27 protein-coding genes are annotated in these 24934 nt (G+C 69.3%); 12 read left to right on the top strand and 15 right to left on the bottom strand.

Going from position 1 to position 24934, the window contains the following annotated elements:
* Positions 1 to 76 precede the first annotated feature (76 nt).
* Both V3391_RS15120 and V3391_RS15115 read right to left on the bottom strand, forming a co-directional pair.
* A complete protein-coding gene (locus V3391_RS15120) occupies positions 77 to 1381 on the bottom strand; it encodes an MFS transporter (protein WP_332079262.1) in 1305 nt (434 codons plus the stop codon).
* A gap of 84 nt (positions 1382 to 1465) precedes the next feature.
* The gene (locus tag V3391_RS15115) at positions 1466 to 2578 is read right to left on the bottom strand and encodes a porin (RefSeq protein WP_332079261.1); all 1113 of its coding nucleotides are present in this window, start codon (positions 2576 to 2578) and stop codon (positions 1466 to 1468) included.
* Between the two features lie 708 nt (positions 2579 to 3286).
* Between V3391_RS15115 and V3391_RS15110 the strand changes: the two genes are divergently transcribed.
* The 10 genes from V3391_RS15110 to V3391_RS15065 all read left to right on the top strand — a co-directional run bounded on the left by V3391_RS15110 (position 3287) and on the right by V3391_RS15065 (position 13845).
* Positions 3287 to 4270: a LysR family transcriptional regulator gene (locus tag V3391_RS15110; RefSeq protein ID WP_332079260.1), complete on the top strand. Its 984-nt coding sequence runs from the start codon at positions 3287 to 3289 to the stop codon at positions 4268 to 4270.
* 93 nt (positions 4271 to 4363) lie between these two features.
* Positions 4364 to 4933 carry a carboxymuconolactone decarboxylase family protein gene (locus V3391_RS15105; protein ID WP_332079259.1) on the top strand — a complete coding sequence of 190 codons (570 nt, stop codon included), beginning with the start codon at positions 4364 to 4366 and terminating at the stop codon, positions 4931 to 4933.
* Positions 4930 to 5727 carry an amidohydrolase family protein gene (locus tag V3391_RS15100; RefSeq protein ID WP_332079258.1) on the top strand — a complete coding sequence of 266 codons (798 nt, stop codon included), beginning with the start codon at positions 4930 to 4932 and terminating at the stop codon, positions 5725 to 5727. Before V3391_RS15105 ends, V3391_RS15100 begins: the two co-directional genes overlap by 4 nt.
* Positions 5728 to 5854: 127 nt before the next feature.
* Entirely contained in the window at positions 5855 to 6631 is a 777-nt protein-coding gene (locus V3391_RS15095) for an enoyl-CoA hydratase/isomerase family protein (RefSeq protein ID WP_332079257.1), read from the top strand.
* Between the two features lie 126 nt (positions 6632 to 6757).
* Positions 6758 to 7984 (top strand): CaiB/BaiF CoA transferase family protein, encoded by a 1227-nt coding sequence (locus tag V3391_RS15090; RefSeq protein ID WP_332079256.1) that lies wholly within the window; start codon positions 6758 to 6760, stop codon positions 7982 to 7984.
* A complete protein-coding gene (locus V3391_RS15085; protein WP_332079255.1) occupies positions 7984 to 8589 on the top strand; it encodes a glutathione S-transferase family protein in 606 nt (201 codons plus the stop codon). The genes V3391_RS15090 and V3391_RS15085 overlap by 1 nt, the downstream gene beginning before the upstream one ends.
* Positions 8582 to 10120 carry a 3-hydroxyacyl-CoA dehydrogenase gene (locus V3391_RS15080; protein WP_332079254.1) on the top strand — a complete coding sequence of 513 codons (1539 nt, stop codon included), beginning with the start codon at positions 8582 to 8584 and terminating at the stop codon, positions 10118 to 10120. The genes V3391_RS15085 and V3391_RS15080 overlap by 8 nt, the downstream gene beginning before the upstream one ends.
* On the top strand, positions 10113 to 10883 hold the full coding sequence (locus V3391_RS15075; protein ID WP_332079253.1) for an enoyl-CoA hydratase-related protein: 771 nt from the start codon (positions 10113 to 10115) through the stop codon (positions 10881 to 10883). The genes V3391_RS15080 and V3391_RS15075 overlap by 8 nt, the downstream gene beginning before the upstream one ends.
* 227 nt (positions 10884 to 11110) lie before the next feature.
* Positions 11111 to 12721 (top strand): MFS transporter, encoded by a 1611-nt coding sequence (locus tag V3391_RS15070; protein WP_332079700.1) that lies wholly within the window; start codon positions 11111 to 11113, stop codon positions 12719 to 12721.
* Positions 12718 to 13845, top strand: coding sequence for an HlyD family secretion protein (locus tag V3391_RS15065; RefSeq protein WP_332079252.1), 1128 nt, complete (start codon positions 12718 to 12720; stop codon positions 13843 to 13845). Before V3391_RS15070 ends, V3391_RS15065 begins: the two co-directional genes overlap by 4 nt.
* A 194-nt stretch (positions 13846 to 14039) precedes the next feature.
* Here the strand turns inward: V3391_RS15065 and V3391_RS15060 are convergent, their stop codons facing one another.
* From V3391_RS15060 to V3391_RS15010, 11 genes are all read right to left on the bottom strand, one after another.
* Positions 14040 to 14672, bottom strand: coding sequence for an ATPase (locus V3391_RS15060; protein WP_332079251.1), 633 nt, complete (start codon positions 14670 to 14672; stop codon positions 14040 to 14042).
* 2 nt (positions 14673 to 14674) lie between these two features.
* Complete coding sequence (locus V3391_RS15055) at positions 14675 to 15031, bottom strand: type II toxin-antitoxin system prevent-host-death family antitoxin (RefSeq protein ID WP_332079250.1); 357 nt, start codon at positions 15029 to 15031, stop codon at positions 14675 to 14677.
* 87 nt (positions 15032 to 15118) lie between these two features.
* Positions 15119 to 15562 carry a hypothetical protein gene (locus V3391_RS15050; RefSeq protein ID WP_332079249.1) on the bottom strand — a complete coding sequence of 148 codons (444 nt, stop codon included), beginning with the start codon at positions 15560 to 15562 and terminating at the stop codon, positions 15119 to 15121.
* Between the two features lie 51 nt (positions 15563 to 15613).
* Entirely contained in the window at positions 15614 to 16813 is a 1200-nt protein-coding gene (locus tag V3391_RS15045; RefSeq protein ID WP_332079248.1) for a DUF1176 domain-containing protein, read from the bottom strand.
* Between the two features lie 70 nt (positions 16814 to 16883).
* Positions 16884 to 18269, bottom strand: coding sequence for an ATP-dependent protease ATPase subunit HslU (gene hslU, locus V3391_RS15040; RefSeq protein ID WP_332079247.1), 1386 nt, complete (start codon positions 18267 to 18269; stop codon positions 16884 to 16886).
* Between the two features lie 91 nt (positions 18270 to 18360).
* Positions 18361 to 18915, bottom strand: a complete 555-nt coding sequence (gene hslV, locus V3391_RS15035; RefSeq protein WP_096297100.1) for an ATP-dependent protease subunit HslV — start codon at positions 18913 to 18915, stop codon at positions 18361 to 18363.
* Positions 18916 to 18983: 68 nt separating this feature from the next.
* A complete protein-coding gene (locus V3391_RS15030) occupies positions 18984 to 19382 on the bottom strand; it encodes a hypothetical protein (RefSeq protein WP_332079246.1) in 399 nt (132 codons plus the stop codon).
* A 19-nt stretch (positions 19383 to 19401) separates the two neighbouring features.
* Entirely contained in the window at positions 19402 to 20283 is an 882-nt protein-coding gene (gene xerC / locus V3391_RS15025) for a tyrosine recombinase XerC (RefSeq protein ID WP_332079245.1), read from the bottom strand.
* Between the two features lie 10 nt (positions 20284 to 20293).
* Positions 20294 to 20971, bottom strand: a complete 678-nt coding sequence (locus V3391_RS15020) for a DUF484 family protein (RefSeq protein WP_332079244.1) — start codon at positions 20969 to 20971, stop codon at positions 20294 to 20296.
* A complete protein-coding gene (gene dapF, locus V3391_RS15015) occupies positions 20971 to 21810 on the bottom strand; it encodes a diaminopimelate epimerase (protein WP_332079243.1) in 840 nt (279 codons plus the stop codon). The genes V3391_RS15020 and dapF overlap by 1 nt, the downstream gene beginning before the upstream one ends.
* A 37-nt stretch (positions 21811 to 21847) precedes the next feature.
* The gene (locus V3391_RS15010) at positions 21848 to 22144 is read right to left on the bottom strand and encodes a hypothetical protein (protein WP_332079242.1); all 297 of its coding nucleotides are present in this window, start codon (positions 22142 to 22144) and stop codon (positions 21848 to 21850) included.
* Positions 22145 to 22298: 154 nt separating this feature from the next.
* Here V3391_RS15010 and V3391_RS15005 point away from each other — a divergent pair, with 154 nt between their 5' ends.
* Both V3391_RS15005 and V3391_RS15000 read left to right on the top strand, forming a co-directional pair.
* Positions 22299 to 23399, top strand: coding sequence for a DNA/RNA non-specific endonuclease (locus V3391_RS15005; protein WP_332079241.1), 1101 nt, complete (start codon positions 22299 to 22301; stop codon positions 23397 to 23399).
* Positions 23400 to 23411: 12 nt separating this feature from the next.
* On the top strand, positions 23412 to 23846 hold the full coding sequence (locus tag V3391_RS15000; RefSeq protein ID WP_232134060.1) for a hypothetical protein: 435 nt from the start codon (positions 23412 to 23414) through the stop codon (positions 23844 to 23846).
* Between the two features lie 15 nt (positions 23847 to 23861).
* Here the strand turns inward: V3391_RS15000 and V3391_RS14995 are convergent, their stop codons facing one another.
* Positions 23862 to 24257: a YbaN family protein gene (locus V3391_RS14995; RefSeq protein WP_332079240.1), complete on the bottom strand. Its 396-nt coding sequence runs from the start codon at positions 24255 to 24257 to the stop codon at positions 23862 to 23864.
* A gap of 55 nt (positions 24258 to 24312) precedes the next feature.
* Entirely contained in the window at positions 24313 to 24903 is a 591-nt protein-coding gene (locus V3391_RS14990) for a lipocalin family protein (RefSeq protein ID WP_425497270.1), read from the bottom strand.
* Positions 24904 to 24934 lie beyond the last annotated feature (31 nt).

Raw genomic sequence — 24934 nt, 5'->3', positions numbered from 1 at the left:
CGGCAGGGCTTGCAGAACGCCATGCGCCCGGCACCCGGGCGCATGGTTCGGTGCGGCGACGCGCGTCGCCGCGCCATCAGTGACGCAGGTCGTTGTGCTGGCTTTCCTTGGCGAAATACACGCAGCCGGCGCAGATCAGGCTGGTGACCAGCAACAGCATCGACACGGCGAACGTGCCGCCGAACTCGGCCTTCAGCGCGGTGGCGATCATCGGCGTGAAGCCGGCACCGATCAGCGCCGCCCCCTGGTAGCCCAGCGACGCGCCGGTGTAGCGGGTGCGCAGCTTGAACTTCTCGGTCAGGAATGCGACCAGCGGCGCGTACATCGCCGCCTGCGCGATCGTGCCCACGCCGACGGCCAGCATCAGCGCCCACAGCTCGCCGGTGTTGATCAGGTTGAGCATCGGGAAGGCCCAGGCCGCCGACAGCAATGCGCCGCCCATGACCACCGGACGCCGGCCCACCTTGTCGGCCAGCACCGCCATCACCACGACCAGCACGATCAGCTCGGCCGAACCGACGACCTGGATCAGCAGCACGTCGCTGCGGTCGAAGCCGACGCTGATCGCATGCGACAGACCGAACAGCAGCATCACCGCCTGGATCACGAACGCGCCCAGACCCGCACCCATCGCGCTGAACAGCGGACCCGGCGCGCGCATCAACTCGACGAACGGCACCTTGGCGACGCCCTGCTCGCTCTTCTTGGCTTCGGCGAACAGCGGGCTTTCCGACACGCTGGTGCGGATGTAATAGCCGATCACGAGCAGGAACACGCTGAGCAGGAACGGCACGCGCCAGCCCCAGCTCTCGAACTGCTCGGGCGGCAGCTGGGTCATGATCGCCAGCACGCCGGTCGACAGCAGCACGCCGGTCGGCGCACCGATCTGGGCGAAGCTGCCCCAGAACGCCCGGTTCTTCGCGCCGGCATGCTCGACGACCATCAGGGCCGCGCCGCCCCACTCGCCACCGATGGCGATGCCCTGCACCAGCCGGCACAGCACCAGCAGGATCGGCGCGAGGATGCCGACGCTGTGGTAGGTGGGCAGCAGGCCGATCAGGGTGCTCGAACCGCCCATCAGGATCAGCGTCAGCAGCAGCATCTTCTTGCGGCCGACCTTGTCGCCGTAGTGGCCGAACACGGCCGCACCGAGCGGGCGGGCGATATAGCCCACGGCCAGCGTCGCGAACGCCGCCAGCGTGCCGGCGGTGGCACTGTTTTCCGGGAAGAACAGCTTGCCGAACACCAGCGCGGCGGCGGTGCCGTAGAGCAGGAAGTCGTAGAACTCGATCGTCGTGCCGATCCAGCTGGAGATGGCGACCCGGCGGATGGTCTTCGTATCGGAAGCCTGGTGTGCCTGGGGCGCTGCGTCGTGACTCATGCGATGTCTCCTGGAGCGAAGAATGCCAGCGCGCACGGCGGCGCGGATGTGCCGTCGGTACCGGCAGCGGAAGAGGGGCTCGGATCAGAACGCATGGCGGAAGCCCAGCTGCAGCGCCTGCGGATTGAAGCCCGGCTCGGTCAGCGGTGTGCCCGCGACCGCGGAGCCGTTGAGCGTGAAGCGGGCCGCGTTGCGGTTGTCGATGTGTGCAACGCCGGCGTAGATCACCGTCTGCGGACGCAGGAAGCGCTGATACAGCAGGCCGACCTGGCTGGCGTCGTTGTTTGCGGGCAGACGGTCCGACAGGACGCTGTAACCCAGCGACAGGGTGTCGACCGGCGTCATGCGGTAGAGCACCGACGTCGAGTAGGTGTCGGCCTCGCGGCTGGCGTTGCTGGTGGTGACGTGGTGGTAGCCACCGAACACCTTGAAGCGGCCGAAGTCGTAACTGCCGCCCGCCAGCGTGTAGTCGGTTTCGACCGTCGCCGTGCCCAGATCCTTGACGTGCTCGTGGGTCACACCGAGACCGACCGGGCCTTTCTCGTATTCGGCCGCGACATGCCAGCTGTTGGTGCGGTTGCCGTTGAACAGGCGTTCGCCGAGGCCGTAATGCGCCTGCAGCGTCACCGCGCCGGCGATCTTCGGGGTGAAGTACGACACCAGACGGCTGTAGCGGGGATTGAACGGCGCCAGATTCAACAGACCCGACGACTGCGTGGTCGCGTCCATGGCGTCGTACTTGCCCAGCATGATGAACTGCGGCGTGTTCTGACGACCCACGCGCAGCATGCCGTAGTCCTCGCTGACCAGTGACACCCAGGCCTGGCGGTTGAACACCCGGTGGCGGTCCGCCTTGCGGGCGTGGGTCAGATCCAGCCCCATCTCATAGGTGTACTGGACCGACAGGTCATCGGTGATGGCCTTGCCACCGCGCAGGCCGAGCCGGCTGGCGCGCGCGCCGTTGGAATCGACGCGTGTGCGTGTGCCGTTGCCGTAGTCGCCCGTGGTCACGAAGACGTCGACGATGCCGTACAGGCCGATCGGCTTGAGCGGCGCTTTCGCGGCGGGCGTCGCAGCGGCGGGGGCCGCCGCAGGCGCGGGCGCGGGCTCCGGCGGCGTCTGCGGCTGCTGCGCGGCGGCCGATGCACTCAGCACCATGCCGGCGCAGATCGTCACGCTCGCTATCGTCTGTCTCATTCGCACATCCCCTTCAATCTGGTTGTCGTGTTCGGATGGGCATCCGTGCGGGCAGTGGTTCCAGCGCGTCCGCCGCGTCGCGAGGCAGGGGGTTCCATCGCGTTGCGGACAGGCGTGCACGGCTCGCCGTCCGGGCTGCGAGGCCTGGCGGAGGTGTCGGAACAACGGGTGCGGTCGGGGCGTCCTGCACCCGGCCTTTCGGTCGAACGACGGGGCGTCAGGGCACCGGCATGCGCCGGTGGAACCATCGGGTGGCCGGCGTGGTATCGACGGCGTGGACGTCGTCGGATCGCGTCATGGCAATCGGGATCCGTCGATCGAGACCCGGCCGCGTACGCGGCATGGCGACTTGCTGGACACGCTGCATTCCACACCTCCCTCGTCGTGGCGCGAGACGGTGTGGCGCAGGCCATGGCGTCTCGACGTAACGGAGTCTATCGGTGGGTTTTTGGCCGGCGCACGGAGTCCGCGGACAATCCAGCTATGCCATGCGAGACATGGCGGCCTTGCTCCGATGATTGTTGCAGCACAGCATTTTTCCCGGTTGTTGTGTCGCTGCCGCTCTCGCAGGACACGCGGCGCGTGCACCGCGACACGGATGCAGAACGCAAGGTGTCGTCTTGGCGCGACCCGGGTGCGGGCGTACGCTGCACAACCTCGAAACACACGTAGGCCGCATGCCGGCTTGCGTCTCCATCAGGATCGGCGATGCAAGCGGCCAAACCCACCGAGTTCGACATCGGCATCGCGTCCGACCTGCATCGCTGGCGCGCATTCGTCGCGATCGCCGAGCTGGGCAGCATCACCCGCGCGGCCCTGTTCCTCGACAGCAACCAGTCGTTGCTCAGCCGCCAGCTCAACGCACTGGAGCGCGACTGCGGCGCACGCCTGTTCACCCGCACCGGCCGTGGCGTGCAGTTGTCGGAGCTGGGCGCGCATGTCTTTCCGCGGGTCAAGGCGCTGCTGGCGGATGCGGCGCTGCTCGATGCCGACATTCGTGGCGAGGCGCTCGCACCGACCGGCCGGGTCACGCTGGGGCTGCTGCCGTCGATCTCGCAGACGATCACCGCACCCTTGTTCGCCGCGCTGCGCGAGTGCTTCGCCAGCGTCAGCCTGAAGATCCTCGAAGGCTCCGGTGGCCAGGTCGAAGAGTGGCTGGCCGATGCGCGCATCGACATCGCCATCCTCTACCGCTACGGCATGTCCGCCCACGAGATGGAGCAGTCGCTCGCCGTCGTCGACAGCTATCTCATCGGCCCGCGCCGCGATGCGCTCACGCGCAACAAGACCGTGGCCTTCGACCGTCTCGACGGCCTGCCGCTGGTGCTGCCGAGCGCGCCGAACGGGCTGCGGCGTGCGCTCGACAGCATCGCCCGGCAGCGCGACATCGCACTGTCGCCGGCGATCGAGGCGGACTCGTTGCCGTTGCAGAAATCGCTCACCGCGCGCGACGGGCTCTACACCGTGCTGCCGATCCACGCGGTGTGGCACGAACTGGAAGACGGTTCGCTGCAGGCGGCCCGGATCACCGACCCGCCCGTGCAGCGCACGATCTCGATGGCGATGGCGCGCTCGAAGAATCCGGGCCGCGCAGTCGCCGCGGTCGCGTCGCAGATCGAGGCCATCGTGCGTGAGATGGCCGAGACCGGCATCTGGCATCGCGAGCGTCCGCAAGCGTCCACCGGCGCATAGCTGGCTTGCAGGCCGCGGGCTGGATCGTCGAGCGCGTGCGGGCTAGGGTCGTCGCTCCGCGACGTGTCGATGTCGCCGCTGCCCGGAGTCACGATGCCCCGCATTCCCCTGCCCGCCCCCGACGACATGTCGACCGCGCAACGCGCGGTGTACGACCGCATCGTGTCCGGGCCGCGCGGGAAGATCCAGGGCCCGCTGCGGGCCGCACTGCACAATCCCGAGCTCGCCGACCGCTGGCAGGCGCTCGGTGCGCTGCTGCGCTACGACACCTCGCTGACGCCGCGCCAGTCGGAGCTGGCGATCCTGGTCACCGGACGCGCCTGCAACTCGCCGTTCGAATGGTATGCGCATCGACTGGAGAGCGAACGCATCGGGCTGGAAACGCCGGTGATCGAGTCTCTGCTCGCGCGTGAAGTGCCGGACGGTCTGATCGAAGAGGAAGCCGTCGTCGTCGCGTTCGCCGCGGAACTCAATGCGCACCGTTCGGTCTCCGACGCAGTGTATGCACGTGCGCTCGCAATGCTGGGCACCGTGGCCGTGGTCGAACTGACCGCGCTGGTGGGCTACTACACGATGGTCGCGATGACGCTCAACGCACACGAGATTCCCCTGCCCGAAGGCGTCACGCCCGCGTTCGACCTGCCACAGGCGACGCTGCGATGAGCACGGGCTGGGACTGCCATGCGCACGTGTTCGGCCCATACGCGGCGTTTCCGCTGGCCGGCGCGCGCAGCTATACCCCGCCCGAAGCACCGCTCGACGCCTACCTCGCCCTGCTGCAGCGGCTCGATCTCGCACGCGGCGTCCTGGTGCACGCCAGCGCCTACGGGCCCGACCACGCGCTGCTGCTGCATGTGCTCGAGGCGGCACCGCACCTGCGCGGCGTGATGGTCGTGCGCGCCGAAGAACAGCGCGATCTGTCCGGGTTGCGCGCGCGCGGCGTGCGCGGCCTGCGTTTCAGCCATCGCAGCGGCGCCGGCAACTTCGCCGGCAGCGCCGGTCTGGATGATCTGGTCGCGCTGGCACCCGCGATGGCCGACGCCGGCCTGCACGCCGAACTGTGGACCGACACGGCCGTGCTGCCCGGCATCGACGCGACACTGCGCGCGTTGCCGGTCACCGTGGTGATCGATCACATGGGCGGCTTCGAGGTCGAGGCCGGCATCGATGCGCCCGGCTTCGCCACGCTGCGTGCACTGCTCGACGACGGCCATGCCTGGATCAAGCTGTGCGCCTACCGCAACCTGCCGGGCACCGAGATCGCGCGCGGGCAGCCTTTTCACCAGGTGCTGCTCGACACCAATCCCGCGCAACTGCTGTGGGGCAGCGACTGGCCGCATCTGCGCGTCGATCCGGCGCCCGATGCGGCAGACCTGCTGGCCCTGTTCCGCGACTGGACACCGGACGCGCTCGCGCAGCGGATCCTCGTCGACAACCCGGCCGCGCTGTACGACTGAGGGCGTGGCGCGGCGTGACGCCGTGTTGCGCGAATCCGCAAAGCTGCTCTGCGGGCACCCGCATCGTGGGGCATCGATCGCCTGCCTAGACTCGGACGTCTTCACCGGCACGGGCTGCAGACGCCACATGGACGATTACACCCAGCTCCAGGTCGACATCGCCGACCACGTCGCGACCCTGACCCTCGATGCGCCGCCGGTCAACGCGCTGACGCGCACGCTCAACGACGAACTCACGCTGGCGCTGGACCGGATCTCGGAACGCGACGACGTCCGCGTGGTGCTGCTGACCGCGACGGGCAAGGTGTTCTGCGCCGGCGCCGATCTCAAGGGGCGCGCCGAGGTCATCAAGGGTCCCGGCGACCTGCCGGCGCACGCGCGCCGCACCCGCGAGTGCTTCCATGCGATCCGCGAATGCGCCAAGCCCGTCGTCGTCGCGATCAACGGCCCCGCGCTGGGTTCGGGTCTGGCGATGGTCGCATCGGCCGACATCCTGGTCGCGTCGGAGCGTGCCTCGCTGGGCCTGCCCGAAGTCGACGTGGGCCTGCTCGGCGGCTGTCGCCATGCGATGCGCCTGTTCGGACACTCGCGTCTGCGCCGCATGGCCCTGACCGGACATCGCGTCGACGGCGCGGAGCTGTACCGGCTGGGCATCGTCGAGGCCTGCACCGCGCACGATGCATTGCTGCCGACGGCCCTGGAGATCGCCCGCAGCATCGCCGCCAAGAGTCCGGTGTCGACGCGCATGGGCAAGCACACGATGAACGTCATCGAGGACATGAGCCTGCGTGACGGGTACCGCTACGAGCAGGACATGACCGCGGCGATCGGGCGCACGGACGATGCACGCGAGGCGCAGGCCGCGTTCCGCGAGAAGCGCGCGCCGGTGTTCACCGGCCGCTGATGCACCCGCGCCGCCGTGGCCGCGATGTGTCGCGGACGGCATGCCAGCCTTGCGCATCTGGCGCGTAGGCAGCCGCGGCCCACCTTTCTACAGTCCACCGGACACCCGCCGGAGATCGCCCGCCCCATGACGCCCGACCAACGCCCGCTGTCGCACCTCAAGGTGCTGGATCTGAGCCGCATCCTGGCCGCGCCGTGGACCGGGCAGATCCTGGCCGACCTGGGCGCGGACGTGATCAAGGTCGAGCGCCCCGGCAGCGGCGACGACACGCGCACCTGGGGCCCGCCGTTCCTCAAGGACGCCGAGGGCCACGACACCCGCGAGGCCGGCTATTACCTGGCGGTCAATGCCGGCAAGCGCTCGATCACGATCCGCATCGACACGCCCGAAGGCCAGCAGCTGGTGCGCGAACTCGCACAGAACGCCGATGTGGTGCTGGAGAACTACAAGGTCGGCACGCTGAAGCGCTACGGCCTCGACGCCGATGCGCTGCGCGCGATCAATCCGCGGCTGATCTTCTGCTCGGTCACTGGCTTCGGCCAGACGGGCCCCCGCCGCGACCAGCCCGCCTACGACTTCCTGATCCAGGCGATGGGCGGGCTGATGAGCGTCACCGGCGAGCGCGACGACCGTTCCGGCGGTGGTCCGCAGAAGGTCGGCATCCCGATCGTCGACCTGATGACCGGCATGTACGCCGCCGTCGCCGTGCTCGCCGCCGTCGCCAAACGCGACCGCAGCGGCGAAGGCGAGACGATCGACATCAGCATGCTCGACGTGCAGGTCGCGACGCTCGCTAACCAGGCGATGAACCACCTGGTGTCGGGCGACACCCCGCAACGTAATGGCAACGCCCATCCCAACATCCAGCCGCAGGACGTCTACGCCTGCAGCGACGGCGACGTGATCCTGGTCGTCGGCAACGACCGCCAGTACGTCAAGCTCTGCGATGTGCTCGGCCATCCCGAATGGGCCGAGGGCGACTACGCCAGCAATGCGGGCCGCGTGCGCAACATCGGCGCGCTGTCGGCGCTGCTGCGCGACGCCTTCGCGAACTGGACGCGCGCCGATCTGGTGGCCGCGCTCGATGCGGTCGGCGTGCCCTGCGGCGCGATCAACACGGTGCCCGAAGTGCTGGCTGATCCCCAGGTCGTCGCACGCGGCATGCTGCAGCACGCCGCGCATCCGGCCGGTGTCGAGGTGCCGCTGATCGGCACACCGATGCGCTTCACCGACGCCGCGCTCAGGCCGCGCACCGCGCCGCCGTTGCTCGGACAGCACAGCGACGAGATCCTCGCCACGCTCGGCTACAGTCCCGAGCGCATCGCGGCGCTGCGCGCCACCGGAGTCGTCTGATGAAACTGCACTGGTCGCCGAAGTCGCCGTTCGTCCGCAAGGTCTTGGTCTGCGCGCATGAGTTGGGCTGCGTGGAGGCGATCACGCTCGAGCGCTCGGTCGCCGCGATGCGGGTGCCCAATGAGCGGCTGATGCAGGACAACCCGCTGTCGAAGATTCCGACGCTCGTACTCGAGCACGGCGGACGCCTGTTCGACTCGCGCGTGATCTGCGAGTACCTCGACGATCGCTTCGACGGACAGCTGTTTCCGCGGGCGCCGGGCCTGCGGTGGGATGCATTGCGCTGGCAGGCCTTCGGCGATGGTGCCCTCGACCTGCTGGTGCTGTGGCGCAACGAGCGCGAGCGTGATGTGCCGTCCGATCCTCTGTGCGATGCGTTCGTCCTGAAGACGAATGCAGTGATCGCGCAGCTGGAACGCGAGGCTCCGGCACTGGCCGGCGCACCGTTCGCAGTCGGACACATCGCGATCGGCTGCGCGCTCGGCTACCTCGACTACCGGTTCGCGGCGCGCGAGTGGCGCGCCTCCGCCCCGGCACTCGCGGACTGGTTCGCCGACGTGTCCGCACGGCCGTCCTTTGCCGCCACGGTGCCTGCCGATGGCTGACACGCACGGCAACGCCCTGCCCCTGCATCGGGCGGTCATCGTCATCGGCGCAGGCACGATGGGCGGCGGCATCGCCGAAGTCGCTGCGACCGCCGGCCACCGCGTACTGCTGCGCGATGCCGATGCGGACTCGCTGGCGCGCGGCATCGCCCGTATCCACGCCGGCCTCGACAAGCGCGTCGCCCGCGGCAAGCTCGACGCCGCCACGCGCGATGCGATCGTGTCGCGCATCCACGCCGATGACGGCAGCGCCGGGACCGCCGATGTTGGACTGGTGATCGAGGCGATCGTCGAGAACCTCGACACCAAGGTCGCCGCGCTGACGCCGTACGCCGAATCCCTGCCCGCCGACGCGATCCTCGCCACCAACACCTCGTCGCTGTCGGTGACCGCGCTCGCCGCGCGCCTGCCCCACCCGACGCGTGTGGCGGGGCTGCACTTCTTCAACCCGGCGACCGTGCTGCCGCTGGTGGAAGTCGTCGCCGGCCCGGCGACGGCACCGGCGGTCGTCGACACACTTGTCGCGACCGCACGTGCGTGGAAGAAATCGCCGGTGGTATGCCGCTCGACACCGGGCTTCATCGTCAACCGCATCGCGCGTCCGTTCTACGGCGAGACGCTGCGGCTGCTGCAGGAATGCGCAGCGACGCCGGCCACGCTCGATGCGGTGCTGCGCGAATCGGGCGGCTTCCGCATGGGCCCGTGCGAACTGATGGATCTCATCGGCCACGACGTCAATTTCGCGGTCACCTGCTCGGTCTACGACGCCTTCTTCCAGGATCCGCGCTACCGCCCGTCGCTCGTACAGCAGTCGCTGGTCGATGCCGGCTGGCTGGGGCGCAAGTCCGGCCGTGGATTCTTCGACTATCGCGAAGCCGCCGATGCGCCGCGGCCCGACGATGCCACCGGCACGCGGCCGTCGCAGGTACGTATCGAAGGCGACCTGGGCGCGGCGCAGGCGCTGGTCGCGCTGCTCGACGGGCGCGATGGCATCGCGGTCACGCGCGGTGACGGCCCCGGCCTGCTGCGGGTCGATGGGCTCGCCCTCGCCCTGACCGACGGGCGCACCGCGACCACGCGTTCGCTCGAAGCGGGCGAGCCCGTGGCGGTCTTCGATCTCGCGCTGGACTACGCCGCCGCCACCCGGATCGCGCTCGCGTTTCCGACACATGTCGACACACGGGCGCGCGACGCGGCCGTCGGGCTGTTCGAGGCACTCGGCAAGCGCGTCTCGGTGCTCGACGACGCGCCCGGTCTGGTGGTCGCGCGCACGGTCGCCATGCTCGTCAACGAAGCGGCGGATGGCCTGCAGCAGGGCCTCGCCTCCGCCGACGACATCGACGCGGCGATGACCCGCGGCGTGAACTATCCCCTCGGACCGCTGGCCTGGGCTCGGAAGGACGGCCTGCCCTATTTCGCAGCCGTCCTCACGCATCTGGCTGCGGCGTATGGCGAGGACCGCTACAGGGTGTCGCCGTGGCTGCGTCGTGAGGTCCAGGCGCAACACATCGGGACACGCGCGCATGGCTGAGTTCGTCGCCACCGAAATCCGCGATGCGGTCGCGATCGTGCGCATCGAACGTGCGGCGCGGCGCAATGCGCTGAACCTGCAGGTCAAGACCGAGCTGATCGCGGCGCTGCAGGCGGCGTGCGCTGATCCTGCCGTCGCCGCCATCGTGTTGACCGGAAGTGGTGGCTATTTCGTCGCCGGCACCGACATCGGCGAGATGGCGACGCTGTCCCCGACCGACCACCAACGTCTCGATACCGACCGCGTCTTCCACGTGGTGCGGCAGTCGCCCAAGCCGGTGATCGCGGCGGTCGAAGGCTACGCGCTGGGCGGTGGCTGCGAACTCGCGCTGGCCTGCGATCTGATCGTCGCGGCCGAGGACGCACGTTTCGGCCAGCCCGAGATCCGCGTCGGCATCATGCCGGGCGCGGGCGGCACCCAGCGCCTGCTGCGCGCCGCGGGCCGCTACAAAGCGCTGCTGTGGACGCTGACCGGCGACCACATCCCGGCGGGCGATGCGTACGCGGCCAATCTGGTCTCACGTCTCGTACCGCCCGGCGACGCACTGGAGGAAGCGGTGCGCATCGCCGCGCAGATCGCGACGATGCCGCCACTGGCCGTGCAGGCGATCCGCGAGGCCATGCGCCTCGGCGCCGATGTGCCGCTGGAAACCGCCCTGTCACTGGAACGTCGCCTGTTCGAACGCCTGTTCGACAGCGCCGACCAGCGCGAAGGCATGCAGGCCTTCCTCGACAAGCGCGCGCCGCGCTATATCGGGCGCTGACGCCCGCCTCTCGCGTGCGCGCACCTGCGGTCACCGTGACGTGAAATCGCCGCCGGCGCATTTGAACGATGCATGCCGCCGGCCGTCTTGTTCTGACCCCGGCACCGGCCCAGACTGGCGTCATGTCGAGTCCGCCGCCCTCCACGCCGCCTGCTGCGGTTCCGGATCGGGCCGCACTGCGCGCGCATCGCTACGCACCGCGCGACTGGGCGCCGCACGAGCGACCGATGATGCCGGGCTCGCCGTCGACGCCGCTGCATTCCACGCGGCGTCGCATCGCGTTCGGCATCGTCGGTTTCATCGTCGCGATGACCGGCGGTCTCGGCAACGCGCTGGTCACCGCGAACCTGGTCAACCTACAGGGCGCGCTGGGCGCGTATGCATCGGAGATCGCGTGGCTGCCGGCGGCCTACGTGATGACCAACGTGTCGATGAACATCCTGCTGGTGAAGTTCCGCCAGCAGTTCGGCCTGCGGCTGTTCACCGAGGCGTTCCTGATTCTCTATGCGCTGATCACGCTGGCGCATCTGTTCGTCAACGATCTGGGCTCGGCGATCGCGGTGCGCGCCGGCCATGGCATCGCCGGCGCGGCGCTCAACACGCTGGGCCTGTACTACATGCTGCAGGCGTTTCCGCAGAAGCATCGCCTGCGCGGCCTGGTGATCGGCCTGGGCATCGCGCAGCTCGCGCTGCCGCTGGCACGCGTGTTCTCGACCGATCTGCTCGAGTTCGGCGAATGGCGCGGTCTGTACATGTTCGAACTCGGCCTGGCGCTGGTCGCGCTCGGCGGCGTGCTGCTGCTGAAACTGCCGCCCGGTGATCGCCACAAGGCCTTCGAGCCGCTGGACTTCGTGACCTTCGGCCTGTTCGCGCCCGGCATCGCGCTGCTGACCGCGGTGCTCGCGCAGGGCCGTCTCGCGTGGTGGACCGAAACCGCATGGCTGGGCTGGGCGCTGGCGGGCTCGTTCGTGCTGGTGACGGCGGCGATCGCGATCGAACATTTCCGCGCGCGGCCGCTGCTCAATACGCGCTGGCTCGCGACCGGTTCGATGCTGCGGTTGGCGCTGGCGATCGTGCTGATCCGCATCGTGCTGTCGGAACAGGCGACCGGCGCGGTCGGTTTCCTGCAGGCGCTGGGCCTGGGCAACGAGCAGATGCGCACGCTGTTCGTGATCGTGCTCGTCGGCAGCGTGGCTGGCCTGGCGACGAGCGCGCTCACGATCGATCCGGCGAAGACCTGGCAACCGGTGCTGATCTCGCTGGCGCTGATGATGACCGGCGCGCTGATGGACGCGCAGGCCAGCAACGTGACCCGACCCGAACAGATGTACGTGAGCCAGTTCCTGCTCGCGTTCGGCAGCACGTTCTTCCTCGGGCCGATGCTGATCGCCGGCATCGGCCCGGTGATCAGTCAGCCGCGCAACCTGATCAGTTTCGTCGTGCTGTTCGGCATGACCCAGAACCTGGGCGGACTGCTCGGCTCGGCGCTGCTGGGCACGTTCCAGACGATGCGCGAGAAGTTCCATTCCAGCGTGCTGACCGAGCACCTGACGTTGCTCGATCCGCTGGTCGCCGCGCGCGTGCAGGCCACCGCGAACGGCTACGCCGCCACCATCGCCGATCCCGCGCAACGCAACGCGCTGGCGGTCCGCGCGCTCGGCAGCGCGGCCACGCGCGAGGCCAACGTGCTGGCCTACAACGACGTCTTCCTGCTGATCGCCTTCATCGCGTTCTGCACGCTGGTGTGGATCATCGCGTCGCGGGTCTGGGCGCGTCTTCGCGCCGCGCCGGCAGCGCCCGCATCATCACCTTCTTCTGCCGCCACGGATTCCGCATGAGCGCACCCGCCCCGACACCCCCACCCGAACAGCCGGCCGCGCCGTCGCGTCGCCGTCGCGTGCTGCAGATCGCCGCGTTCGCCGCGGTCGCGCTGGTGGGCGTGTTGCTGGTGCTCTACGCCTGGCGCCTGCCGCCGTTCGGCAGCAGCGTGCAGAGCACCGAGAACGCCACCGTGCGCGGCCGCGTGACGCTGATCGCGCCGCAGGTCTCGGGCTATGTCACCGAGGTCGCGGTGCAGGATTTCGAGGCGGTGACGCGCGGCCAGCTGCTGGTGACGATCGACGACCGCATCTACCGCCAGCGCTTCGAACAGGCGGAAGCCAATCTGCGCGTGCAGCAGGCCGCGCTGGCGAACGCCACGCAGTCGCGCCGCAGCGCCGAAGCCGGCATCGCCCGCAGCGCCGCCGATATCGCCGCGACGCGCGCGCAGTCGAACGTCGCCGCGATCGACCTGCGCCGCATCGAACAGCTCGCCGCGCAGAAACTGATCTCCGAACACGACCGCGATCTCGCCCGCGCCAGCAATGCGCAGGCACGCGCATCCGCCGCGCAGGCGCGCGCATCGCTCGACATTTCCGAACAGGACGCGCGCAGCGTCGACGTCAACCGCGAGAGTCTGGAAGCCGCCGTCGCCAGCGCCGAAGCCGCGGTACGGCTGGCGAAGATCGATCTCGACAACACACGCATCACCGCGCCCGACGACGGCCTGCTCGGCCAGGTCACCGTGCGCCAGGGCGCGCTGGTCAACGCCGGCACGCAGCTGATGGCCGTGGTGCCGGCCGATGTCTGGGTGCTGGCGAACATGAAGGAAACGCAGATGGTCGACATGCGCGTCGGCCAGCCGGCGAGCTTCACCGTCGACGCCCTCGGCGGCGCGCGGCTGACCGGTCGCGTCGAACGTATTTCGCCGGCGACCGGTTCGGAGTTCAGCGTGCTGCCCGCGGACAACGCGACCGGCAACTTCGTCAAGATCGCGCAGCGGATTCCGGTGCGCATTGCGGTGGATCGCGATCAACCGCTGGCGGCGCGGTTGCGGCCCGGCATGTCGGTGGAGGTCAGTGTGGATACGGGCGCGGTGGTGCGGGAAGACGCGGGCGAGGCGCCGGCGTCTCGCGCACGCTGAGGCTATCGCTCTTGCCCGTCATTCCGGCAAAAGCCGGAATCCATTTTTTCGGTGCAGACGGCCCGTAAACGGATTGATGTTCCAGCGAAAGCGGTTCGCTCCAGTGAAAGCGTCTCGAGATACCAAGCAAGATCAAAATGGATTTCAGCTTTCGCTGGAATGACAGGTGCTTGGCGACTTAGCCACGTCGATTCTCAGAAACCCAATGCCGCCTCCAGCACCGGCTTCGCCCACTCCGGCGTCTTCGCCAGCGCGGCCAGATCATCCGCATCCGGCACCACCAGCGCGCCGTCGATCATCTCCAGCAGCAGCACCGGATCGGGCACCACTTTTCCACGCGCAACCTCGACGCTGTTGTCGTAGACCTGCAGCTGCGCGAGCACCGGCATAAGCGCGATCAGGTTTTCGCGGGCGCGCGTCCAGCGCGCGCGGATGCTGGCTTCGGGAATGTCGTGGCCGCCGACCGCGACGCGCGCCCGCACGCGTGCGATGTGCTGCTCGGCCGAGGACAGACCGCAGAACCACATCAGCACGTCGTGGGTGCGCGCGGCCTCGGCGATGCGCGCCGGCACGGTGTTGCCGCCGAGCGTGGTCTCGAATGCATGGCTCTGGCCGTGCGCCAGTGCGACGTCGAGCCGGCGCATGCCTTCCTGCCAGGCTTCCGCATTCGCCTCGGGCATCGAGCAGCCGGTCGCGGCGGCCAGTTCGCGGGCGAAGGTGTCGGGGTTGAACCACGTCATGCCGGCGCGTTCGAGCAGATGGCCACCGACCGAACTCTTGCCGGCGCCGTTGACGCCGGCCAGCACGTAGAGGACCGGACGCGCCACGCTCAGCAGGTCGCGCCGGCCTTGACCTTGCCGCGCAGCCGCGCGGGGCCACGCATCGCGTCGCGCAGGCGTGCGCCGGCATCGTCGGCCTGCAGGGCGGCCAGGCGCGCGTCAAAACGCGTGCGCAGGGTGTCGAGCGCGGAACGCTGGGCCGCGCCGGCGGCGTCGAGTGCCTGCAGGATGGCGCCGTATTCCTCGGCCGACAGGATCACCGCCTCGGGCGTGTTGTGGTTCGTCACCACGACCTTGCCGCCGCGGGCGATGGTCTTCATCACGCCGCGCCAGCCGAGTTTCTTGACGTCGGAGGCCGGCGTGCGCGGCAGCGCATCGAGGGCGTCGAGCTTGAGGGACATCGTCATCGCGGTCGCTCCTGCGGCGGGCATGGGGAAATATACCCCAATTGGCCCATCTGGCCCTTCACGCGGGAGCTGGTGTTGCGGCGCCGCTCAGCGACGGGAGACGCGCAGCACCAGCCACAGCACGAGCGCGAGCAGGTTGACGCCCAGCGCTGCGGTCGATGGCCCGGCCAGTGCGAGCCGGAAGGCCTCCGACGGCAGCGACCAGTCGAGGTCGACCACCACGTTGCGGCCGAAGCGGAACTGCAGCGGCACCGTGGCGCCGGCGTGCCAGGCGTAGCTCAGCCACGGCGTGGCGATGACCGGGATCTGCAGCGCGAGCGCGATCCGCGACAGGCGCTCGCCGAGCGCGTCGCCTTCGAGCAGCAGCACGCCGGCGATCATCGCGAACGTCGACAGCAGCAGACCGATCACCAGCACCAGCACCGCGCCACCGCCGGCGCCGCCGGAGGCCAAGCGCATCAGCGTGCTGGCGAGGCCATAGAAACCACCGGCGATCTGCAGGATCGCGACGAGTCGAAGCAGCACGGACATGGGCGGCGCACCGGACAGGGCGGGCGATTGTGGCGCCCTCGTGCGGCGGGCTCAAGGCGCGGCGGCAGGCTCGGCCACGCGCCACAGCACCGGCCATGCATCGGCGCTCAGACCACCGCACGTCTGCATCTCGGCGTAGTGCGACAGCTGGAACGCCCGCCCATCGAACTGCCACGTCGCTTCGAAGCCGCAGTCGCCGATGCCGCGGCCCTTCGCGAACTGCGCGAGCGTGCCGGTGGCGGCATCCAGCCCGGGGTTCACCAGCAGGTCGAAATCCTCGCTGGGGTTCACGCTGTCGTCGGAGCGCTTCGGCGCCGGCAGGGTCAGCCGCGTCACATCGCTGCCGTCGCGCGCCGCGCGGAACACCAGGCTCGAGCCCTGATAGGCGCCGCTGTAGCAGCTGATGAAGACCAGCGCGTGATCCACATCGAGCGGATGTGCGGCATCGTCGCGCGAGACATCGAACTCGCCGCCGGCCGCGTTGCACTCGTGCGTACGCAGCGCAGCCGCCTGCGTGTCACGCACGCTGCGGGTCAGACGCACGGCATCGGCGTCCGACAACGGCGGCGGTGCCGAAGCGGGTCGCGTCAGAACCGGCAGCGCCGGCGCCGCAGGGATGGCCGCGGGATCGCGCTCGCCGCGTCGTGCCCATGCGCCGGGCGTATCGAGGCGCTGCTGGTGTTCGTCGATGTAGAGCAGCGCTGCGTTGAGGCCCGACAGCGACACGCTGCGATCCTGGTCGTCACCCAGCCGCGTGCCGTCGCGCACCAGATCGAGGAAGCGCGCGATCGCCGCCGGATCCTCGATGCGCAAGACCGCGGACTCACCCGCATCACGCTGCCAGGGCAATGCCGCGATCGCAGGCGCGGCGACGCCGTCGAGTTGCAGCGTCGAGGCGTCCACGTCGGCCCACGGCGCGCTCAGCAGCAGCGCCTGCGTGCCATCGGCGCCGGCATCGCGGGTCAACGACAGCACCAGTCCCGGCGCGGCGTCGGTGACGCCGATCGCGGCGCAGCGGCGGACGTTGTCGCAGGCGACCGTGACGTCGCGGAAGGTCCGGTACACCGGCAGGGCGGGCGTGCCGGCGGGTGACGCCAGTGCGGATGCGTCCACGGATGCCGACGCATCGGTCTCCGGGGTCGACGCGGACCCGGTTGCAGCGGCCGGTGTGTCCGCATCGCGCTGCGTGCACGCGCCCAGCGAGGCCAGCAGCGCCACCAGAAGCACCGACTTGCGAGCAGCGTTCGACATCGCGACGTTTCCAACGAAAGGGCCCGCAATGATGCGGGCCCGGAGTGCGAACGCGGTGAACGCGGAGGCGTCAGAGGATGTAGCGGCTCAGATCCTGGTCCTGCACCAGATCGCCCAGCTGCTGGTCGACGTACGCACGGTCGATGAGCACCGTGCCGCCCTTGTCGGGCGCCTCGAAGCTCAGGGAATCGAGCAGGCGTTCGAGCACGGTGTGCAGACGACGCGCACCGATGTTCTCCTGGCGTTCGTTGACGTGCGCGGCGATCTCCGCGAGGCGATCCACCGCATCCGGCGCGAACGTCAGGCCGACGCCTTCGGTCTTCAGCAACTGCACGTACTGCGTGGTCAGCGCCGCCTTGGGCTCGGTGAGGATGCGGACGAAATCGTCCTTCGTCAGCGCGGTCAGTTCGACGCGGATCGGGAAGCGGCCCTGCATCTCGGGAATCAGGTCGCTGGGCTTGGCGAGGTGAAACGCACCCGAGGCGATGAAGAGGATGTGGTCGGTCTTCACCGAGCCGTACTTGGTGCTGACCGTGCTGCCTTCGACGAGGGGCAGCAGATCGCGCTGCACGCCTTCGCGGCTGACGTCGGCACCGCTCGACCCGCCCTCGCTGCGCTTGGCGACCTTGTCGATCTCATCGATGAAGACGATGCCGTGCTGCTCGCAGGCCTCGATCGCGGCTTCGCGCACGTCGTCCTCGTTGACCAGCTTGCCGGCTTCTTCCTCGACCAGCTGCGGACGCGCAGCGCGGATCGTGAGCTTGCGCTTGTGGGTCTTGCCGCCACCGAGGTTGGCGAACATCTGCCGCAGCTGCTGGCCCATTTCCTCCATGCCCGGCGGCGTCATGATGTCCATGCCCTGCCCGGCGCTGAGTTCGAGTTCGATCTCGCGATCATCCAGATCACCGGCGCGCAGCTGGCGACGCAGCTTCTGCCGCGTCTCCGATTCCTTCGACGACGGCTCGGCGCCGATGTCGACGGTCGCGGTCTGCGCGCCGAAGCCGAACGCCGGCTGCGCGGCTTCGCGCTTGGGCAGCAGCGCATCGAGGATACGGTCCTCGGCGCGGTCCTCGGCCTGCGTGCGCACGCGCACCTTGGCCTGTTCGCGATACAGCTTGACCGCCGTGTCGGCGAGGTCGCGGATGATCTGCTCGACGTCCTTGCCGACGTAGCCGACCTCGGTGAAGCGCGTCGCCTCGACCTTGACGAACGGCGCATTGGCGAGCGTCGCCAGGCGACGCGCGATCTCGGTCTTGCCGACGCCGGTCGGGCCGATCATCAGGATGTTCTTGGGCATGACTTCGTTGCGCAGATCGTCGTCGAGCTGCGCGCGGCGCCAGCGGTTGCGCAGCGCGATCGCGACCGCACGCTTGGCCGCGTTCTGGCCGACGATGTGGCGGTCGAGTTCCTGCACGATCTCGCGCGGGGTCATGGTCGAGGAATTGGCATTCGTCATGGGAATCGGGTGTCCGTAGAAGCGTGGGCGGGTGCGCGCGACCGGCCGGCGCGTGCGACCCGGGGGATCGCCACGCGCCGCCGCAGATCGATCACAGTTCTTCGACCACCACGTTGCGGTTGGTGTAGATGCAGATGTCGCCGGCGATGTTGAGCGCCTCGGTGGCGACCGTGCGGGCATCGAGATCGGTGTGCGCGAGCAGTGCGCGTGCGGCCGACAGGGCGTACGAGCCGCCCGAACCGATCGCGATGATGCCGTCGTCGGGTTCGATGATGTCGCCGTTCCCGCTGATGATCAGCGAGGTCTCGGCGTCGGCGACGGCGAGCAGCGCTTCGAGCTTTCCGTAGCGGCGATCGGTGCGCCAGTCCTTGACCAGCTCGACCGCGGCGCGCACCAGCTGGCCGCCGTGCTGCTGCAACTTGCCTTCGAAGAGTTCGAACAGGGTGAACGCGTCGGCAGCGGCGCCGGCGAATCCGGCGAGCACCTTGCCGCCTTCGCCCAGGCGACGCACCTTGCGCGCGTTGCCTTTCATGATGGTGTGGCCGAGCGTGACCTGGCCGTCGCCGGCGACCACCACCTTGCCGCCCTTGCGGATCGACACGATCGTCGTGGCGTGGAATACGTTGGGATTCTGGCTGGGGTCCATGCGGCCTCCAAGGATCGAATCCACTGGATGGGGCCGTGCCCGCCCGGATCAAGGCACCCCGGATTGCGTTATGGCGTCGCGTCGGCCGCGGGTCCGCGCACGTGGCGATCGAGGCGGCGCCCGGCGCGCACGCCCAGCACCGTTGCGATACCCGACACGACGATCGCCATCGCATTCGCGCTTGCGGCATCGGCGAACGTGAACTGCCCGCCACCGAGGCGCTGCACCACGAGCACGCTCGACACCCAGCCCACCGCCCACAGCACCAGCGCGGCGCGCATGAACGGCTGCCGCGCGGCGAACGCGCCGCCGGTCGACGACAGCAACGCGATCACGCCGGCCTGCACCGCGGTCGACACCGGCGCCACGCCCGACGGCACCGGCGGAAACAGGGACGCGGCCAGCAGGCCGAGCAGCATCTGCAGGGAAACCGAGACGGCCAGGCCGATGACGATGCGCAGGTTCATGGACAACTCCGGGTGCGCCTCAGGATTTGCGGCGCGCGCGCGGATGCGCGGCGTCGTAGACCTTGGCCAGATGCTGGAAATCGAGATGGGTGTAGATCTGCGTGGTCGCGATATCGGCGTGACCCAGCAGTTCCTGCACGCCGCGCAGGTCGCCGGACGATTCCAGCACGTGGCTCGCGAACGAATGGCGCAGCAGATGCGGATGCACGCGCTTGAACAGGCCCTGGCGCTGCGCGAGCAGGCGCAGGCGCAGCTGCACGGCGCGTGCGGAGATCGGTGCGCCACCGCGACCGGGGAACACTGGCGCCGCCGACGTGCCGCCATTCTCGGTGCGCCACTCGGTCAACGCGCGCAGCGCATGGCTGCCGACCGGCACGCTGCGCTGGCGGCTGCCCTTGCCGAGCACGGTCACCAGGCCGCCGTCGAAATCCAGATCGCGCCAGCGCAGGCCGACCAGTTCCGACAGACGCAGGCCCGACGAATAGAACAGTTCCAGCAGCGCGCGATCGCGCAGGCCCAGCGGCGCATCGACCGGCACTTCGACCAGTTGCGTGGCCTCGTCCACATCGAGCACCTGCGGCAGCTTGCGCGGCGCCTTCGGGCCCCGCACGCCGGACGCGGGATTCGCGCCGATGTGGCCGTGCTTGAGCAACCACTGGTAGAAGCTGCGACACGCGGACAGGCGCCGCTGCAGGCTCTTGGGTGACAGGCCGCCGCGATGGCCGGCGGCAACGAAGGCGCGGATGTCCTCGTCGTGCAGCGTGCGCAGGTCGCCGCGCGATTGCGCGTGCGTCCAGTCGACCAGCGCGGTCAGATCGCGCCGGTAGGCGTCGAGCGTGTGCACCGACATCCGCCGTTCGATCTGCAGATGGTCGAGGAACGCGTCGACGTCGGCGTGCATGCGCGTGCGCTCAGGCGGCGGTGTCGAACCGTCGCATCGCGGTGGCGAACGCTTCGCCCATCATGCGCAGGAACAGCGTGCCCATGCCGGGATAGAAGCGGTTGGCGTCGCGGCTGCCGACCGCGACCAGGCCGATGCCGGCCAGCGGCAGCAATGCGCTCGAATGCACTTCGTCGACGCGCGGGCCGTACAGCAGCGACTGCTTGTCCGGATGCAGGCGGCCGCACAGCGGCTCCTCGTCCTTCAGGCAATCGGTGAAGGGCTGCAGCAGACGGTCGTCGCGCGCGACCACCTGCAACCAGTCTTCCTCCAGCCCCGGCACCGGCGCGAACAGCACGATGCGCACCAGATCGCCGTTGAAGTCTTCCGCCAGCGTCGCCGCGAGCGCGCGCACGGTGGAGGCAGGATCGGACTGGCGCATCAATGCCAGCGTGAGCTGATGCGTGCGCACGGCGAGGCGCTCGTTCTCCTGCGAGATCGCGAACAGATCGCGCAGGCGCTTGGACAGTTCGCGGTTCTTGTCGCGCAGCACTTCGAGCTGGTAGCTCGCCAGCGAAGCGGCCGGGCCGTCTTCGCGCGGCACCACCAGGGTCAGCGCCAGATCCGGGAACTGCTGCAGGAAGCTCGGGTGGCGACGCAGCCATGTGGCGACTTCGTGTGCGCCGAGTTTCTCGGTCGTCTCGCTCATCACAATTCCCCTTCGAAAACGAATGCAGCCGGTCCGGCCATCGACAAGGTGACGTCGTCGGCCGGCCAGTCGATGTGCAGGGTGCCGCCGGGCAACGATACGGCGACGCTGCGCCCGGTGCGACCACGACGCGCGAGCACCGCGACCGCGGCGCAGGCGCCGCTGCCGCAGGCCAGCGTCTCGCCGACGCCACGCTCGAACACGCGCAGGCGGATGCGGTCGTCCGCGATCACCTGGGCGAAGCCGACGTTGACCGATTCGGGAAACCACGCCGAGGCCTGCAGCGCGCGCCCGATGCGCTCGACGTCCGCGGACGCGAGGTCGTCGACTTCGATCACCGCATGCGGATTGCCCATCGACGCCGCGCCGAACGCGAGCGTGCCGAGGCCGTCGACCGGCAGCATGTACAGCGGCTGCACCGTGTCGACGCCGGCCATCGGAATCCGGGCCGGCACGAACTCCGGCACGCCCATCGCGATGCGGTAATCCGTGCCTTCGCGCGTGACCGCGTGCAGCCCGGCCGGGCTTTCCAGGACGAACCCGTCACCGCCCACGCCGTCGCGCACCAGCCACGCGGCCACGCAGCGCGCGCCGTTGCCGCATTGCTGCGAGGCCGAGCCGTCGGCGTTCCAGATGCGGTAACGCGCCAGCACGCCGGCGGCGCGCGGGGTCTCGATGGTGAGGATCTGGTCGCAGCCGACGCCAGTGTGGCGATCGGCCAGCGCGCGGCACAGCGCGGCATCGGGCGGCGGCACGTCACCGCGCAGGTCCAGCACGACGAAGTCGTTGCCGGCGCCATGCATCTTGGTGAAGCGCAGCGGGGAGACGGTTCCGGACATCAGCGACGACAGCGGTGCAAACGGGTGTCGCGCAGGCTCACGGCGTTCCGGTGGTCGCCGGCGGCACGTCGCGGATCAGCGGCACCGGCTGCGCGGGCGGCGTACCGGTCGCGTCGTCGGTCGTGCCGTCGTCCGTGGTGTCTTCGTCGGCGTCGTCTTCCCACGCCGCTTCTTCTTCGGCATCGAGCTGTTCCTGGGTCGGAATCGACGACTTGAAGATGTAGCGGCCGCGGTCTTCCGGCGGCACCTGGCGCGGCTGCAGGAGGTCGGCCTTGTTGCCGCAGGCGGACAACAACAGCGTGGCGGCGAGGATTGGCATCAGACGGGTGTGCATGCGCGGAAGTGTAGCCCGGCGCGTGGCGCGCGACATCACCGGCGTTGCTGTTCAGATGACGGCACGATGACAGCGCACCAAGGGTCGGCCCCAGATTGTCCGGGTCTGCCGCCCCACCCAGACTTTGCGGCATCCGCGCCGACAGGACCGCACGATGGGCATTCTCGATGGGCTGGGCAACGCCGCCTCGCAGGCTGGTGGTTTCTTCAAGGGCGCCGGCGAGGTGCTGTGGGAGACCGGCGAAGGCGTGGTCACCCTCGGCGGCAACGCGCTCAAGGCCAGCTACGACCTGAGCCCTGCGGGCCTCGCGGTCGACGGCGTGACCGGGCTGTACGAACAGGCCAGCGGCAACACGCTCGACGCGCCGGACTGGCTGCCGTCGGCCGCGCGCGGCGGCGAGCGCATGGAAGCGGCCGCCGAGGTCGTCTCCACCCTCGCCCGCAATCCGGGCCTGCTGGTCGATGCGGTGGTCGATCCGATCAAGGCCGACTGGCAGGCCGGCAACTACGGTGAAGCGATCGGCCGTGGCGCGACCGAGCTGGTGCTGGCCGTGATCGGCACCAAGGGTGCCGACAAGGCGGCCAAGGGCTCGAAGGTGGCCGACGCCGCGGATACGGCCGCGGACGCTGCACGCGTCGCCGATCGCGCCGACGGTGCCGCCGATGCGGGCCGCACCACGGCGGCGCGGGGCGCCGACGACGCGGATCTGGGCGACATCCTCGCCGACGCCGACACCGGCCGCACGGTCGGCGGCCGTCCGGTGCTGGCGTTCGAATCGATGGACGACTTCAACCTCGCCGCCAATGCCGCGCGTCCCGACACCGTCTACGAGTTCGGCAACTACCGCTGGACCACCGACGACCAGGCGCGCGTGATCCGCGCCGAAGGCCGCGTCGATCTGGAACCCGTCGGCCGCAACGACGCCGGCCTGCAGCGCGAGATCGGCAACGAAGGCCGCGCGACCGACGTCGGCTTCCACATCATCGCCGACCGTCTCGCCGGCCCGACCAACCGTCTGAACGTCGTGCCGGGCAACGGCAAGCCGATCGGCGATGGCCTGCCGAATCTCAACAACGGCGAGTACAAGCGCTTCGAGAACGAGCTGGCGCGACTCGCCGGCGAGGGACACGAGGTGGATATGCGGGTATCGCCCCAATACAATCCGGGCAACACCAGCAACCGTCCCGACACCTTCGTTGCGGAATATCGCGTGGATGGCGGCGACTGGATCGACCAGACCTTCCCCAACAAGTGATGCGACCGCCGAATGGATGATCTCAATGCCGCCTATGCCGACACCGTGCGTGCCGTCGCGGCGAGCGTCCGGGATGTGAACGACGGCGAATGGGGCGCGCGCGACTGGCTGCGCCTCGTGGTCGATTTCGAATCGCTGTCCGAAGACGGCGGCGCCCCGCGCACCAGCAGCATCTCGTTCGCGATCGCGCGCGAAGGCGACGGTCCGCTGGAGAAGGTCGCGTTCCGCCTGTCGCCCGAAGCCAAGGCCGGCTTCGCGCAGATCGGCCGGATCATGCACGCGCAGAAGGGCCAGGACTGGACCACGAGCACGCTGGTCGTCGAACGCGACGGCCAGTACGACTTCCAGTTCGCCTACACCCCGCCCTATCGCCTGTCGGGCAACCTCAACGACACGCGCTACCGCGATTATCTCGAGCGCTACAAGGCCGAGACCGGCGCGCCGTAAGCGCGGTCCTACCGATCAGATGCTCGGCGGCTCCGGCCGCAGCCACAGCCAGGTCGCCACCGCGGCCATGCACGCGATCGGCAACGCGGTCATCCACCAGCGATGCGCCGGAATCCACAGCATCAACGCGAGCAGGATCGCGGCGCACACCGTCATCGTGCCGGTCGCCATCCATTTCGCGCGGCGACTGACCGCGCCATGCGTCTGCCAGTCGCGGATAGACGGGCCGAAGCGCGGATGCGCCAGCAGCCAGTGGTGCAATCGATCCGACCCGCGTGCGGCTGCCCAGGCCGCGATCAGCACGAACACCGTCGTCGGCAGGCCGGGCACGAACACACCCACGATGCCGAGGCCGAGACTGGCGTAGGCCAGCAGCCACCAGGCCCAGCGGAAGCGCGTGCGTCGTTGCATGACGCGCATTCTATGCGCGGCGTCCGTGAGCGCCGGACGCCGCGCCCGGAACGGTCTATTCGACGCGGGTCGCGTCGGGCACGCGCGCCGGATCGCCGGCCGACTGCGGGACGCGGCGGATCTTGGAGATGTCGTAGCCGAGGCCGCGGATGCGCTCCATGTGCGCCGCGTAGTCCGCATCGGAGATCACCGGCGTGCGCGCCATCAGCCACACGTAGTCGCGCTTGCTGCGGCCGACGATGGTTTGCTGGTAGTCCTCGTCGATGTAGACGATCACGTACTCGGCCTTGATCGGCCACACGAACTGCATGCCCCAGATCGCGTTGCCGGTGCCTTCGCGCACGGTGCCGGTCGGGTGCATGGTCTTGATCTTCTCGTCGAAGCCGCCGTCGCGATACCGGAACGTCGTGTCGACCTTGCCGTCCTCGCGCAGCGTGTAGGTCTCGACGGAATCGAAGGCCTCTTTCTCGAGGCGCGTCGGGATCTGCGCGATCACGTACCAGTCGCCCATGAAACGGGGGACGTCGACATGTGCGACCGGGGGAATCTGTTCCTTCACGTTGCCGCCTCCACAGGCCGCGAGCATGCCGGTGGCGATGCCCGCGAAGATCAGGCCAGCGGCAAACCGCCGGTTCGAAGTCGCCATGAAACCCCTCCTGCCGTGAGTACGGCGTCGG

Source organism: Luteimonas flava (assembly GCF_036584485.1).
Lineage (GTDB): Bacteria > Pseudomonadota > Gammaproteobacteria > Xanthomonadales > Xanthomonadaceae > Luteimonas > Luteimonas flava.
Note: the sequence above shows the minus strand (reverse complement) of the source record. Positions and strands in the feature narration are given on the sequence as shown.